The 12,881-nt window shown below is 71.6% G+C and carries 14 protein-coding genes; 8 read left to right on the forward strand and 6 right to left on the reverse strand.

Annotated features, from left to right (window positions below):
* Positions 1-77: 77 nt before the first annotated feature.
* On the forward strand, positions 78-650 hold the full coding sequence (locus ABFX55_RS38290; protein ID WP_346127995.1) for a LysE family translocator: 573 nt from the start codon (positions 78-80) through the stop codon (positions 648-650).
* On the opposite strand, the gene ABFX55_RS38295 is transcribed toward ABFX55_RS38290, so the two are convergent.
* Together ABFX55_RS38295 and ABFX55_RS38300 are read right to left on the reverse strand one after the other, a co-directional pair.
* Complete coding sequence (locus tag ABFX55_RS38295; protein WP_346127997.1) at positions 612-1,004, reverse strand: MmcQ/YjbR family DNA-binding protein; 393 nt, start codon at positions 1,002-1,004, stop codon at positions 612-614. The genes ABFX55_RS38290 and ABFX55_RS38295 overlap by 39 nt on opposite strands.
* The gene (locus ABFX55_RS38300) at positions 1,001-2,050 is read right to left on the reverse strand and encodes a DUF2293 domain-containing protein (RefSeq protein ID WP_346127998.1); all 1,050 of its coding nucleotides are present in this window, start codon (positions 2,048-2,050) and stop codon (positions 1,001-1,003) included. The genes ABFX55_RS38295 and ABFX55_RS38300 overlap by 4 nt, the downstream gene beginning before the upstream one ends.
* A gap of 71 nt (positions 2,051-2,121) precedes the next feature.
* Between ABFX55_RS38300 and ABFX55_RS38305 the strand changes: the two genes are divergently transcribed.
* Positions 2,122-2,874 carry an FKBP-type peptidyl-prolyl cis-trans isomerase gene (locus tag ABFX55_RS38305; protein ID WP_346128000.1) on the forward strand — a complete coding sequence of 251 codons (753 nt, stop codon included), beginning with the start codon at positions 2,122-2,124 and terminating at the stop codon, positions 2,872-2,874.
* Positions 2,875-2,914: 40 nt separating this feature from the next.
* Here ABFX55_RS38305 and ABFX55_RS38310 read toward each other — a convergent pair whose 3' ends face one another.
* A complete protein-coding gene (locus ABFX55_RS38310) occupies positions 2,915-3,829 on the reverse strand; it encodes a M23 family metallopeptidase (RefSeq protein WP_346128002.1) in 915 nt (304 codons plus the stop codon).
* Positions 3,830-3,909: 80 nt separating this feature from the next.
* Here ABFX55_RS38310 and ABFX55_RS38315 point away from each other — a divergent pair, with 80 nt between their 5' ends.
* Positions 3,910-6,633 (forward strand): AfsR/SARP family transcriptional regulator, encoded by a 2,724-nt coding sequence (locus ABFX55_RS38315; protein WP_346128004.1) that lies wholly within the window; start codon positions 3,910-3,912, stop codon positions 6,631-6,633.
* Here ABFX55_RS38315 and mads6 read toward each other — a convergent pair.
* Positions 6,602-7,933 carry a methylation-associated defense system protein kinase MAD6 gene (mads6, locus tag ABFX55_RS38320; protein WP_346128006.1) on the reverse strand — a complete coding sequence of 444 codons (1,332 nt, stop codon included), beginning with the start codon at positions 7,931-7,933 and terminating at the stop codon, positions 6,602-6,604. The two genes, ABFX55_RS38315 and mads6, sit on opposite strands and share 32 nt — an antisense overlap.
* Positions 7,934-7,992: 59 nt before the next feature.
* Between mads6 and ABFX55_RS38325 the strand changes: the two genes are divergently transcribed.
* The gene (locus ABFX55_RS38325; protein ID WP_183653862.1) at positions 7,993-8,589 is read left to right on the forward strand and encodes a DJ-1/PfpI family protein; all 597 of its coding nucleotides are present in this window, start codon (positions 7,993-7,995) and stop codon (positions 8,587-8,589) included.
* Positions 8,586-9,023, forward strand: a complete 438-nt coding sequence (locus tag ABFX55_RS38330; RefSeq protein ID WP_346128008.1) for a MarR family winged helix-turn-helix transcriptional regulator — start codon at positions 8,586-8,588, stop codon at positions 9,021-9,023. Before ABFX55_RS38325 ends, ABFX55_RS38330 begins: the two co-directional genes overlap by 4 nt.
* 1 nt (position 9,024) lies before the next feature.
* Here the strand turns inward: ABFX55_RS38330 and ABFX55_RS38335 are convergent, their stop codons facing one another.
* Entirely contained in the window at positions 9,025-10,434 is a 1,410-nt protein-coding gene (locus tag ABFX55_RS38335; protein WP_346128010.1) for an MDR family MFS transporter, read from the reverse strand.
* A gap of 55 nt (positions 10,435-10,489) precedes the next feature.
* Between ABFX55_RS38335 and ABFX55_RS38340 the strand changes: the two genes are divergently transcribed.
* Genes ABFX55_RS38340 through ABFX55_RS38350 form a run of 3 tightly spaced genes read left to right on the forward strand, consistent with a single transcriptional unit; the run spans position 10,490 to position 11,957 of the window.
* Positions 10,490-11,035: a PadR family transcriptional regulator gene (locus ABFX55_RS38340; protein ID WP_346128012.1), complete on the forward strand. Its 546-nt coding sequence runs from the start codon at positions 10,490-10,492 to the stop codon at positions 11,033-11,035.
* Positions 11,016-11,780 (forward strand): nitronate monooxygenase, encoded by a 765-nt coding sequence (locus ABFX55_RS38345; RefSeq protein ID WP_346128014.1) that lies wholly within the window; start codon positions 11,016-11,018, stop codon positions 11,778-11,780. The genes ABFX55_RS38340 and ABFX55_RS38345 overlap by 20 nt, the downstream gene beginning before the upstream one ends.
* A gap of 27 nt (positions 11,781-11,807) precedes the next feature.
* The gene (locus tag ABFX55_RS38350) at positions 11,808-11,957 is read left to right on the forward strand and encodes a hypothetical protein (RefSeq protein WP_346128015.1); all 150 of its coding nucleotides are present in this window, start codon (positions 11,808-11,810) and stop codon (positions 11,955-11,957) included.
* Here the strand turns inward: ABFX55_RS38350 and ABFX55_RS38355 are convergent.
* Positions 11,954-12,877: an acyl-CoA desaturase gene (locus ABFX55_RS38355; protein ID WP_346128016.1), complete on the reverse strand. Its 924-nt coding sequence runs from the start codon at positions 12,875-12,877 to the stop codon at positions 11,954-11,956. The two genes, ABFX55_RS38350 and ABFX55_RS38355, sit on opposite strands and share 4 nt — an antisense overlap.
* Positions 12,878-12,881: the final 4 nt, after the last annotated feature.

A 12,881-nucleotide genomic window follows, 5' to 3' on the forward strand; every position in this document is an offset into this window, starting at 1 on the left:
TGTACGTCCGCGGTTCCGTGCGGCCTGCACACCCGCGGGTCTCCCGGAGCGCGCCCAGCTTCCGGGAGACCCCCGCCATGCTGCTGACCTTCGCGGTCACCGCACTTGTCATGATCATGATCCCCGGGCCCGACGCGGCCCTGATCATGCGCAGCTCCCTCACGCACGGCCGCGTGGCCGGCTTGCTCACGATGGCGGGCGGGCTGCTCGGCCTCGCCGTCCACGCCACCGCCGCCTCGCTCGGCCTGTCGGCGCTGCTGGCCGCCTCGCCGACCGCCTTCACCGCGCTCAGGTGGATCGGCATCGCCTATCTGGTGTGGCTGGGCGTGCAGTCCTTCCGCGCCAAGCCGAAGGAGGCGGTGCGGGACGCGGGCCGGCGGCACATCCGCAACGGCTTCTTCTCCAACCTGCTCAATCCGAAGGTGCTGCTCTTCCAGGTCACCTTCCTGCCGCAGTTCATGACGGGAACGAGCGACGCGCTGCTGCTGTCGGCCGTCTTCGCGGGGCTCTACGCCGCCTGGTTCGCGCTCTACGTGCTCGTGGTCGACCGCGTGGGCGCGCTGCTGCGCACGCCGCGGGTGCGGCGGCGCGTCGAGCGGATCACCGGTGTACTACTGGTCGGCTTCGCCCTGCGCCTCGCTGTTCAGTAGCTTGATGGCCCGTTTCGGGGCGATCGTCCTGTAGCTCTCCTCGACCCAGTCGAGCAGCAGCTCGACGTCGGGCAGCGCGCTCTGGAACGGGACCGTCACCCAGCCCGCCTTGCCCAGGCCGTAGCCGCTGGGCTCGGCGCCCTCGACGGTCAGCGCGTGGCCGTGCGCCTCGGACTGGAGCTTGACCCCGAAGGAGGGGTTCCACTTCTCGGTCGGCTCGTCGATGCCGAGAAACAGGAAGACCTTCTTGTTGACCTTGATGACCCGATCGCCCCAAGGGAAGTCCTCGTGGGTCTCAGGCAGGCTGAGCGCGAAGTCGCGCATGGTCTGCCTGACGGCGTGCCAGTCGCTCATGGTTCTCTTCTACCCCTGAGCTCCGACAGTTTGGCATCGATGGCCGGTCTGATGCGGTCGCGGGCCTCCATGCGGGGCACACCGTCCATCAGCATCCTGTCGTAGCCGGTGTCGAGGTGGCGGATCGAGGCCACGACGGCGAGCGTGATCGCGTTCTCGTCGAGGGCCTTGGCGGCGGCCGTGCGCCCCACCCTGCCGCTGCCGCGCAGGGCGGCGTGGGCGGCGATCGAGTCGGCGCGCCCTGGAGGGCAGGCGGGGAAGAGCCGCAGGATCTCGGCGGCCATCCTGGACCGGTAGTCGAGGTCCTGCTCGGCCCTGCGCTCCCTGTCGCGGTCGCGGCGGCGCAGGCGTAGCTCCTCGTCGCCCAGGCACTGCTCCTCGGCGCGCGCCAGCGCGGCCTCCTCGACCAGCACCCCCTGGCGCTGGTAGACCTTGCGCCGCCTGTTGTACTGGACCACCACCGCCGACAGCCCGCTCTCCTTCTTGGCCCTGCGGCTCAGCGCCGCGTTTCCCGAGGGGAGGAAGACCAGGTGGTCGAGGTCGGCGCAGGTGAGGCAGTGCGGGCGGTCGTCCTCCATGATCAGGTAAGGGCCCGTGTCGCCGCACGTGGCGCAGGTCCACGTCTCGAGCGGCGCGACCACGACCAGGTCGGGCGCCTTGCTCTGCCGTTCGGCCAGCTGCTTCACCCGCGCGTCGCTGAGGTCGGGCGAAATCCAGTGGACGCGGAAGGAGCCCTGCTCACCTGAGGCGGTGAAGCGCAGCTCCCTGCGCTCCCTGCTGCCTGACAGGTAGGGCGTCTCCACCGGCCGCAGCCCCCTGGACAGCGCCCATTCGCGCAGCGCGGCGGCCGCGTCGAGCAGGCGCGCGTCGTCGACGGCCGCCAGCTCGCCGAGCGTGGCCGACCTGCCCTGTCTCCAGGTGTCGACATGGCGGCTGTGCAGCCAGCGCAGGCCGGTGACGACGTCGATGAAGGTGACGTACTTGCGGGTGGTGAGCGCGATCTCGGCCGCGTCCGCGACCCTGCGCGCCAGGTTCGGTCGGCTCACAGCATCCCAGTTTGCCGGGAGATGGAGGGTGGTCAGGAGTCGCTTGGGACGATCGGGGCTAGGTCATCACCGTGCGCGTGACCGTGCTGGTGCTCCTCATGCTCGTCACCTCCTGCGCCTCCGCCACCACGCCGGTCGTGAGCGGGGTGTTCGGCAGCAGGCCGGTCATCGAGCTGCCCTCACAGCGCCCTGGCGGTACGCCCGAGATCAGCGTGCTGGCCGAGGGCACGGGGCCGCGCACGAGTCCGGGGGACGTGGTGGTGACCGAGGTCGTGATCCGCGGATGGAGCGGCGACGCGACCCATCTCAACACCTACGACGCGGGCAGGCCCCTCACGGTCGTCTTCGGACGCGACGGGGTTCCCGGGATCTGGGAGCGGGTGCTGATCGGCCGCAGGGCGGGCAGCAGGGTGATGCTGGTCGGCCCTGGGCGTCTCGCGTACGGCGGGGCGGGAGCGGGACAGGGCGACCCGCTCGTTCTCGTCTTCGACATCCTCGGCGGCTATCCGCCCGACGCGAGGCTGGTCGGCGAGGAGCTCCCGAAACTCGCGGGCCCTGCACGCTCGGGCACGCTGATCGACGGCTCGGGGCGCCAGGTCGGCCCCGGCTCCACGGTGGTCGTGCAGTACGTCGCCATCCGCAGGCCGGGGCGCGAGGTCGTGGCGTCCTCCCGCGCGGACGGCGGGCCGAGGGCGTTCGTGCTGAAGGAGGGCGCCGTGCCGTCCGAGTGGGTCGAGGGGCTGGTCGGCAAGCGGGTGGGGAGCAGGGTCGCCGTCACGCGGGGCTCGGTGGTGACGGTGATCGACATCATCGACCTCGTGTGAAAGGGCCCCAGGCGCGCCGGGGGCCCTTTGCGGAAGGAGATCAGCCGCAGTGCTCGAACGGGCTGTCGTAGACCGAGGAGCCCGCCTTGCCTCCCCACCTCACGCACTTGCCGGCCGCCGAGGCCCTGACGGGTCCCGCGTAGTAGGAGAAGTTGCCCGAGTCGGTTATCCGGCTACTGCCTTGCACCTCCAGATAGGCGGAGGTGGCGGTGGCCGAGCCGAGCGAGGTCTTCTTGATCGTGGTGACGCAGTTGTAGCCGTTGCCGCTGTTGTAGAGCAGGTAGACGGTTCCCGAGGTGCCGAGGGCCGCGGAGTCGATCACGCTGTAGCCCGAGCCGCACACCTCCTGCGGGGTGTAGGGGTTGGTGGTGCTCCCGCAGTTCCTCGAGGTGAGGGTCTGGACGGGGTAGCCGAAGGTCGTGCCGTTGAAGACGGCCTTCTGGATGTTGGAGGGGTAGCTGCTGCCCAGCCGTACCTCGTAGTGGAGGTGCGGGGAGATGTAGTTGCCCGGCTTGCTGGTGTTGCCGACGGTGCCGATCCGCTGGCCCTGGGAGACGGCCTGACCGGAGCTGACCGAGCGGACGTTCAGGTGCGCGTAGTAGGTGGACCAGCCGCCGCCGTGGTCGATCTTGACCAGGTTGCCGTAGCCGTTGGCCGAGCCCTGGTGGGCGGAGATGACCACGGTGCCTGAGGCGGCCGCCACGACCGGGTCGCCGAGGTCGGCGTCAGCCGTGCTGCCCCTGTTGAAGTCGATCTCCCAGGACTGGTGCGCGCTGCTCGCGCTGGAGTTGCCCGTCCATGCCTGGCCGCAGGGGAAGGGCAGCTGGAAGTTGGTGGCCATGATGCTCACATCGGCGGTCACCTCGTTGGGAGGGTCGCCCCCCTCCTCTGGGTCGGCGGCGGCGATGCTCATGACCAGGGCTAAGCCTGCGATGAGGACTGCTCGGAGTTTCACTGGGACCCCTTCCACACCGGTAAGTCTTCGCAGGCCCCAGGGTGGGAATAATCCGTACAAAAAACGTACAGAGGGCTGCCATGGTGTCCTTCCATGTGCTCGGCCCGCTGGAGGCGCGAGCCGGAGGACGGCCCGTGCGCATCTCCGGCAGGAAGCCGCGCATGCTGCTGGCCACACTGCTTCTCGACGCCAACCATCTCGTGGGGGCCGACCATCTGGTCGACGTGCTGTGGGAGCGCCCACCCCGCTCCGCGCACGCCAACCTGCGCACCTACGCGAGTTCACTGCGTTCCGAACTCGGTGCCCGCATCCGCGCCGAGGGGTCCTGCTACCTGATCGAGGTGGCTCATGACGAGCTCGACCTGCTGACGTTCGAGCGTCTGGTGGCCCGCCGCGATCCCGAGTCGCTGGCCGAGGCGCTGGCGCTGTGGCGCGGCGCCCCGCTGTCCGACCTCCCCGACCATCCCCTGTGGACGCGCCGCCTCGCCCCCCTTCCCGAGGTACGGCTCGCCGCCGCGCGCGAGCTGATCGCCGCCCGCATGGAGCGAGGGGAGTACGGCGAGGCCGTCACCCTGCTGCGCGCCCTGTGCGCCGAGCACCCCTTCCGTGAGGACCTGTGGGGACAGCTCATGCTCGCCCTCCACGGGAGCGGACGGCAGGCGGAGGCACTGGCGTGCTACACCGAGATCAGGAGACAGCTGGTCGCCGAACTGGGCGTCGAGCCCGGCCCCGAGCTGCGCGAGGTGCAGGCGACGGTGCTGGCGGGAACGCCGCCCTCCCAGCGGGTGTGGACACCCAGGCAGCTCCCTCCCGACCTTCCCGACTTCGTGGGCAGAAGGCAGGCGCTCGCCCTCCTGACGCGCCAGGGCGTCGGCCGTGGGCCCTTCCCTGTCGCGGTGATCTCGGGACCGCCGGGAGCGGGGAAGAGCGCGCTGGCCGTCCGCGGCGCGCATGCCCTCGCGGACGCCTTCCCCTCGGGGCAGCTCTACCTGTGCATGGCCGCCGCCGACCCCGCCGACCTGCTCGCCCAGGCGCTGCGGGCGCTGGGCGTGAGCGCGATCCCCGCCACGCTCGCCGAGCGCTCGGCCCTCTATCGCAGCGTCCTGGCCGAGCGCCCGATGCTCGTGGTGCTCGACGACGCGGCCGACGCCGCACAGGTCAGGCCGCTGCTGCCGGGCGCGGGCAGCTCGGTGATCGTGACCAGCAGGTCGAAGCTCACGTCGGTTCCTGGCGCGCTCCAGATCCATCTGGAGCCCCTGTCGCCGCCCGAGGCCGAGGAGCTCCTGGAAAGGATCATCGGGGCGGACAGGGCGAGGAGGGAGCGGGAGGCGGCCACGGCGATCGTGCGGGCCTGCGGGTTCGTGCCGCTGGCCGTACGGATCGCGGGGGCGCGCCTGGCGGCGCGTCCGGGCTGGTCGCTCGCGCTGTTCCAGAACAGGCTCAAGGACGAGTCGCGCAGGATAGGCGAGCTGCGCATCGGCGACCTGGACGTGCGCCTCGGGCTCGACCACAGCTACAGGGGTCTGCCGGCAGAGGCCGCCAGGACACTCCACACGCTGGGCAGGCTCGGCGGCGCCTCGCTGCCCGGCTGGGTGGTCGACGCCGTGCTCGGCAGGCACAGGGCCGACGACGTCACCGACGCGCTCGTGGACGCCGACCTGCTGAGGCTGGTCGGCACCGACCCGCTCGGCCAGCCCCGCTACCGGCTGCCCGACCTGGTCAGGTGCCACGCGCTGGAGCAGGGACCCGACCTGGCCGCCCTGGCCAGGGTCGTCGCCACCTGGACCGCCACCACCGAGCTGGCCACGGCCAGGCTGCCCACCACCGTCTTCACGCTCAGCTCGGCCGCCGCCGAGCGCTGGTGGCTGCCGCGCGAGACGCTCGAGCGGCTCACCGCCGACCCGCTGGCCTGGTTCGAGGCCGAGCACGAGGAGCTGGAGGAGGCCGTGCGCGTGGCCGCCTCCTCCGGTCTGGGCGGGCAGGCGTGGGGGCTCGCCGCCGCGATGGTGCCCTACCTCGACCTGCGCTGCCACTTCGGCACCTGGCAGCGCACCCACGGGACGGCGCTGGCGGCGGCCAGGGTCGCGGGCGACAGCTACGGCGAGGCAGCCATGCTCAGGGGCCTGGCCCAGGTCTGCCTCTACCAGGACCGCTACGCCGAGTCGGAGGAGATGTTCGCCAGGGCCCGCAGGGCCTTCCACGAGCTGGGCGACACCAGGGCGGAGGCCACCTCGGTCTGCGGTCTCGGAGCCGTGGCGCAGTTCCGCGGTGAGCACAGGGCGGCGCTGGCGCACTTCCACCGCGCGCTGGCCATGTTCGGCTCCGTGGGGGATCTCAGCGGCGAGGCCTACACCCGCCAGGCCATCGGCAGGGTCTGCCTGAAGTCGGGCGACCTCGTCCAGGCCGCCCAGTGGCTCGGACAGGCGCTGCGCCTGGCCCAGGAGCTGGGTGACGTCCACCGCGAGGGCTGCGTGTCGATCCACCTCGGCAAGCTGCGCGAGCCCGAGCGCTTCCACGGGCGGGCGCTCGACATCTTCGAGAGCCTCGGTGACCGGCACTGCGGTGCCTACGCCATGCAGAGCCTGGCGGGTTTCCAGGCCGTCAGCGGCGACCTCGGCCCCGCCTCCGTGGGTCTCGAACGATCGCTGGTGATCTTCAGGCAGCTCGGCGACCGCAGCGGCGAGGCCTCCTCCGCCCAGCTGCTCGGCGAGCTGCACCGCTCGGCGGGACGGGCGGAGCTGGCCCGTGACTACCTCGACCAGGCGGTGGTGCTCAGAGGATCACTCGCCGCAGAAGCCGTCTGAGCCTGCCCTCCCGTACGGCCGGCACCCCGTCGAGCGCCGCCAGCGCCTCGGCCGCGCTCGGCCGTTTGGCGGGGCTGTGGTCGAGCATGGCCCGCACCACGTCGTGGGAGAGCGCGTCGGGCCCCTCGGGCAGCTCGCCGGTCAGCACCTGGTGGGCGATCACGCCCGCCGCGTAGACGTCGGCGGCCGAGGTCATCAGGTCGGGCCTGTCGTGGCACTCGGGGGCGACGTAGTGGGCGTCGAGCACGTTGGTCAGCTCGTTGGCCACGGTGTAGGGCCTGGGCGCGCCCTTGGCGTAGTCGAAGCCGGTCAGCATCGCCTGGCCGTCCTCGGACACCAGCACGGAGGCGGGCGTCAGCGCCCTGTGCACCACGCCGTGGGCGTGCACGTGCGCGAGCCCTGCCAGCAGGCCCCTCAGCACCTCGCTGCGCCGATCTTGCAGCTGGAGGTGCAGCGCCCTGCCGTGCGCGTCGTCGAGCACCAGCACGAACCTGCTCTCGTCGTCGATGGCGAAGAAGTCGCGCGACCTGACGACGTTGGGGTGCGAGGGGATCCTGGTCAGCGACTGGTAGGCGTTGGCGATGCGCTGCCGCTCGGCCGCCCGCTGCTCCTGGTCGGCCAGGGGGTCGGCCTGGTAGACGCGCAGCAGCACGGTCTCGCTGCCCGGCAGCGTGGCGTTGAACGCGCGGTACTCGGTGACCTTGCTGTCGCCGCCGAGGCGCTCCTCGACCTCCCAGTTGCCGAACCTGGGCGGGGCGGTGCTGCGGCGCACGGTGGCGTTGAGCGCGTCGAGGATCTTCGGCAGGTACGGCTTGGCGTCGCGGGTGCCGCCTCGCCGTACGCGGGAGGGGTCGGCCAGGGTGTCGATGAGGGAGGGCAGGTCGGTGACGTTGGCGGCGTCGCGCCCGCCCGCGTCGACCAGCTCGGCGTCGGGGGAGGACAGCACCACGAGGCTGTCGACGTAGACCCGCTCCAGCTCCCTGTGCTTGTCGACCAGGAGCCCCTTCAGCGCCCTGGCGGTGCCGCGCAGCTTGGCCACGGGAGAGCCGAACGCCTCCCTGCGCGGGGGGAACCAGCGCTGGCCCGAGACCTCGATGCGGCCCCTGGTGCCCTTGACGTCGATGACCACGACCGAGTGGCCGGTCAGCACGATCAGATCGACCTCGAACAGGTCGGCGCCGCGCGGGATCTCGATGTTGTGCAACAGCAGCCAGTCGTCGGGCGCGCGGTCGCGCAGATGCGCGATCACGCGCCGCTCGGCGTCGTTGACCGGACGTCCCCCGCCGACGATCTCTGCCATGGGACCATCCTTGCAGACTTTCAGTTGACAACATGCTGTCGAAGTGACAAGATGTTGTCATGAAGCGAATCGTTCACCTCGCCGTTTACAACACCCTCGCCGACTGGGAGACCGGGTACGCGACCGCGCACCTGCGTGGAGAGCAGTACGACGTCGTCACCGTCGCCGAGACGCTCGACCCGATCACGACCATGGGCGGGATGCGCATCCTCCCCGACATCACGCTCGACTCGCTCTCTCCCGCCGACAGCGCGATGCTGATCCTGCCGGGCGCGGAGCTGTGGGACGCCGGAGACGACCTGCGCGCGTTCGCCGCGAAGGCGGGCGAGTTCCTGGCCGAGGGCGTGCCGGTCGCGGCCATCTGCGGCGCGGTCGCGGGTCTGGCGCGGGCCGGGCTGCTCGACGAGCGCGACCACACCAGCGCCGTCGACGGCTACCTGCTGGCCCAGGAGGGCTACGGCGGTGCCGCGCGCTACGTGGAGGCCGACGCGGTGACCGGCGGCGACCTCATCACGGCAGGGCCGACCGAGCCCGTCGCCTTCGCCCGCGAGATCCTCGGCAGGCTCGACGTCTACAAGCCCGACATGCTCGACGCGTGGTTCAGGCTCTTCAAGTACAGCGACCCGGCGGCCGCCGAGGTCATGATGGGCTCATGAGCGACAGGGGAGAGCTGTTGTCCGCGACCGCGCTGACGGCCTTCCGGCTCAACGGCCAGTTCCTCGAGGTGTCGGAGGAGCTGGCCAGGCCGGCGGGCCTGACCGCCTCATGGTGGCAGGTGCTCGGCGCGGTGCTCCACGAGCCGCTGCCGGTCGCGGGCATCGCCAGGGTGATGGGGATGACCCGCCAGGGGGTGCAGCGCATCGCCGACCTGCTGGTGGAGAGAGGGCTGGCGGAGTACCAGCCCAACCCCGCCCACCGCAGGGCCAAGCTGCTGCGGCCGACCCCCGAGGGCAGGGCGGCCGTCGAGAAGATCACGCCAGGCCACGCCGCCCTCGCGGCGCGGCTGGCGGAGGAGCTGGGCGAGGCGGAGTGGGCCGCCATCCTGGAGGCGCTGCAGCGGCTGTCGGCGGCCATCGACCGCCTGCAGTAGGTCAGCTGTCGGCGGTAACCAGGGGCCTGGCCTGCCTGCGCACGACGGCGCCGCCCGGCAGGGCGAGCAGCGCGATCAGGGCGATCACCGCGCCCGAGACGCCCAGCCAGGGGATGACGGTGGCGGACGCGGCGGCGTGCGCGGCAGGCAGGCCGTGCACGGGCGCGTCGGCGGCGACCACCGAGCCGTAGGCGGTGCCGCCGATCGCCAGCGCGACCGAGCCGCCGATCTGGCGGAAGAAGGTCAGGTTGGCCGAGGCGGTGCCGATGTGCCGCGGCGCGACCGAGGACTGGATGGCGACGGTCAGGCCCGAGAGCATCGGGCCCATGCCCAGGCCGATGAGCGCCATCCAGGCGGCCAGCGCCACGCCCGAGGTGCCGAGGGCGAGGTTCGCGGTCAGCAGGCTGCCTGCGGCCAGCAGGAACGGCGCGACGACGAGTGACGGCTTGTAGCGCCCCGTTCTGGAGATCACCGCGCCGACGAGGCCGCTGCCGAACACCATCGCGAGCATCAGCGGATAGACGCGCAGGCCCGACTCCGTGGCGCTGAGCTCCAGCGCCTCCTGGAAGTAGCGCGGCAGGAAGACCACCCCCGCGTACATGCAGAAGGCGGTGAAGAACGAGGTCACGTTGACGATCGCGTAGGTGCGGTCGGCGAACAGCTCCATCGGCATGATCGGGTGCTCGGCCCGCAGCTCCACCAGTACGAACGCCACCAGCGCGACGAGCGAGCCCAGCAGCGGGCCCGCGACCGCGGGAGAGGTCCAGTCGTTGCCGTCGAGGCCCTTCTCGGTCAGGCCGAGCAGCAGCGCGGTGATCGCGACGGTGAACACCGCGATGCCGAGGTAGTCGGGCCTGACCCGGCCCGTGCCCTTCAGGTACGGCAGCCGCCAGGCGATGATCGCGATCAGCACCACGCCGATCGGCACGTTGACGTAGAAGGCCCACCGCCAGCTGGCGTAGTCGGTGAAGAGGCCGCCGAGGAACGGTCCCGCGAGGTAGCTCAGCGCCATCACGCCGCCGATCGCGCCCTGGACCTTCGCGCCGCGCTCGGCCGGGAACAGGTCGATGACCAGCGCGAGCGAGAGCGGGAGCAGCGCGCCCGCGCCCAGGCCCTGCAGCGCCCTGAAGGCGATGAGCTGGGGCATGTCCTGGGCCAGGCCGCACAGCGCGGACCCGGCGAGGAAGACCACCACGCCGATGAGCAGCAGCGGCTTGCGGCCGTACTGGTCGGAGAGCCTGCCGTACAGGGGGACGGTCACGGTGGAGGTCAGGAGATAGGCGGTGACGACCCAGGTGTACAGCCCGGTGCCGCCCAGGTCCGCGGTGATCTGAGGGAGCGCGGTGCCCACGATCGTCTGATCGAGCATGGCGAGGAACATGCCGCCGAGTACGGCGAGGAGGAGCAGCATATGTCGAGCCTGACATGTAAGAATTTACATGTCAAAACTTAGGTATCCTGGGCGCATGTCCCTACGGATCGCACTGCTCGGCCTGTTGCGGGCCTCGGGCCCGTCCAGCGGCTACGACCTGGCCAAATCGTTCGAGTCCACGCTCAACTACGTCTGGCAGGCCGGGCACAGCCAGATCTATCCGGAGCTGGTGAAGATGGCCGCCGACGGGCTGGTCACCGTCGAGGCCGAGGGGGCCAGGGGGCGCAAGGTCTACGCGATCACGCCGGAGGGCTCGGCGCAGCTGCGCGGATGGCTCCTCGAGCAGACGCCGAGTCTCACGGTCAGGAGCGAGAGCGCGCTGCAGGCGTTCCTGCTGCCCGTGCTCGACCCCGTGGACGCGGTGGCGGCGCTGGAACGCGTGCGTGAGCGCTATGTCGAGAAGGTCGCGATGCTGGAGACGCTCTGCGACGAGCACGGGAGCAAGGCGTTCGGCCGGTACGCGCTCGACCACGGGCTCAGGCACGTGCGCACCACCATCGAGTGGGTCGACGACACCATCGCCACCATCAGCCGCGACATCGGGCATGGTGGGTCATGTGATGAGAACGTGGCTGACTGATCGTTTCGACCGCGCGGTGCCTCTCGTCGGGGCGCCGATGGCGGGCATCAGTGGAGGCCGCCTCGCGGCGGCGATCTCGCGGGCGGGGGCGCTCGGCATGATCGGCGTGGCGGCCTCCGCCCCGGCGCAGTGGATCACCGAGCAGGCGGCCGTAGCGGCAGGGAGCGGCCTGCCGTACGGGGTCGGGCTCATGGCGTGGGTGCTGCCCGGCAACCCTGAGCAGTTCGACGCCGTGCTGGCGGCCAGGCCCGCGCTGGTGTCGGTGAGCTTCGGGCCCTACGCCCGCTACGTCGGGCCGCTCCAGGAGGCGGGCATCACCGTGGTGACCCAGGCGGGCACCACGGACGAGGCGCGGGCGGCCGAGCAGGCGGGAGTCGACGCCGTCGTGGCGAGGGGCGGCGAGGGCGGAGGCCACGGGCGCAACGACGTCGCCACCCTGCCGCTGCTGGAAGGCGTGCTCGACGCGGTGCGGATCCCGGTGCTGGCCGCGGGCGGCATCGCCACGGGGCGCGGGCTGGCCGCCGTGCTGGCGGCCGGAGCCGAGGGGGCGTGGGCAGGCACCGCCTTCATGGCCTGCCAGGAGGCGACCGTGCCGGCGGCCGCGCTGGAGCGCATCCTGGCCGCGGACGAGACCTCCACCGCCTACGGGCGCGTCTTCGACGTGGCCCAGCGGCTCGGCTGGCCACCCGAGTACGGCGGCCGCGCCCTCCGCAACGCCTTCTTCGACCAGTGGGAGGGCAGGTAGGAGGAACTCGACGACGAGGCGGTCGCCGTGCTCGCGCAGGCACGCGCGGACGAGGACTTCGACCTCGCCTACATCTACGCGAGCCAGGCGGTGGGGATGGTCAGGGAGCGGCGGCCCGCCGCGGACGTCGTCGCGGGCTTCGCCACCGCCGAGGCGTTCCTGCGCAGGCTCCTCTAGCCCGGCGGTCGCTGCCTCGTCGTCACCCTGACGGCCAGGCGGGAGGGGTCGGGCCAGTGCACGCCGTAGGCCCATCCGGCCTGCTCGAACCAGCGGATCAGCCGCGCGCTCGGGTCGAACTGGCCCCTGAGCACCCCGTGCCTGGCGCAGGTCGGCTCGACGTGGTGCCAGTTGTGCCAGCCCTCGCCGAGCGTCAGCATCGCCACCCATCGCACGTTCGAGGAGCGATCCCTGGTGGTGAACGGCCGCTCGCCGAAGGTGTGGGCGACGGAGTTGACCGACCAGGTGACGTGGTGCACGACGGCGTAGCGGACCAGGCCGCCCCAGAAGAACCCGGTCCACGCGCCCGCCCACGACATCGACAGAAGCCCGCCGGCCAGCGCGGGCAGCGCGAACGACAGCGCCACGACCCCTGGATACCAGGCGTCGAACCGCCGCACGTCGGGGTCGGCCAGCAGGTCGGGCACCCAGTGCCTGCGGTTGGAGCGCAGGCGGGCGCTGTAGAACCAGCCGACGTGCGCGTGCGCCATGCCGCGCAGCAGGGCCAGGCCGCTGTCGCCGTAACACCAGGGGGAGTGGGGATCGCCCTGCCTGTCGGCGTACTTGTGGTGGCGGCGGTGCTCGGCGGCCCACAGCGTGACGGGACCCTCCACCGCCATCCCGCCCGCGAGCAGGAGCGCGATCCGCAACGGCCTGGCGCACCTGAACGACCTGTGGGTGAAGAGCCTGTGGTAGCCGATGGCGATGCCGAAGATGCTGACCAGGTACATCACCACCGCGATGAGCACATCGCGTACGCCGATGCCCCACCCCCACACCGCCGGCACCGCGAGCGCCAGCAGCAGCGGGGGCGCCAGGACGAGGACGACCAGGTAGGCGGTGCGTCGGCCAGTGCTGACCGAGACGGTCTCCGGGTTCACGTCC

The sequence above is a fragment of the Nonomuraea roseola genome, from assembly GCF_039535395.1.
Lineage (GTDB): Bacteria > Actinomycetota > Actinomycetes > Streptosporangiales > Streptosporangiaceae > Nonomuraea > Nonomuraea roseola.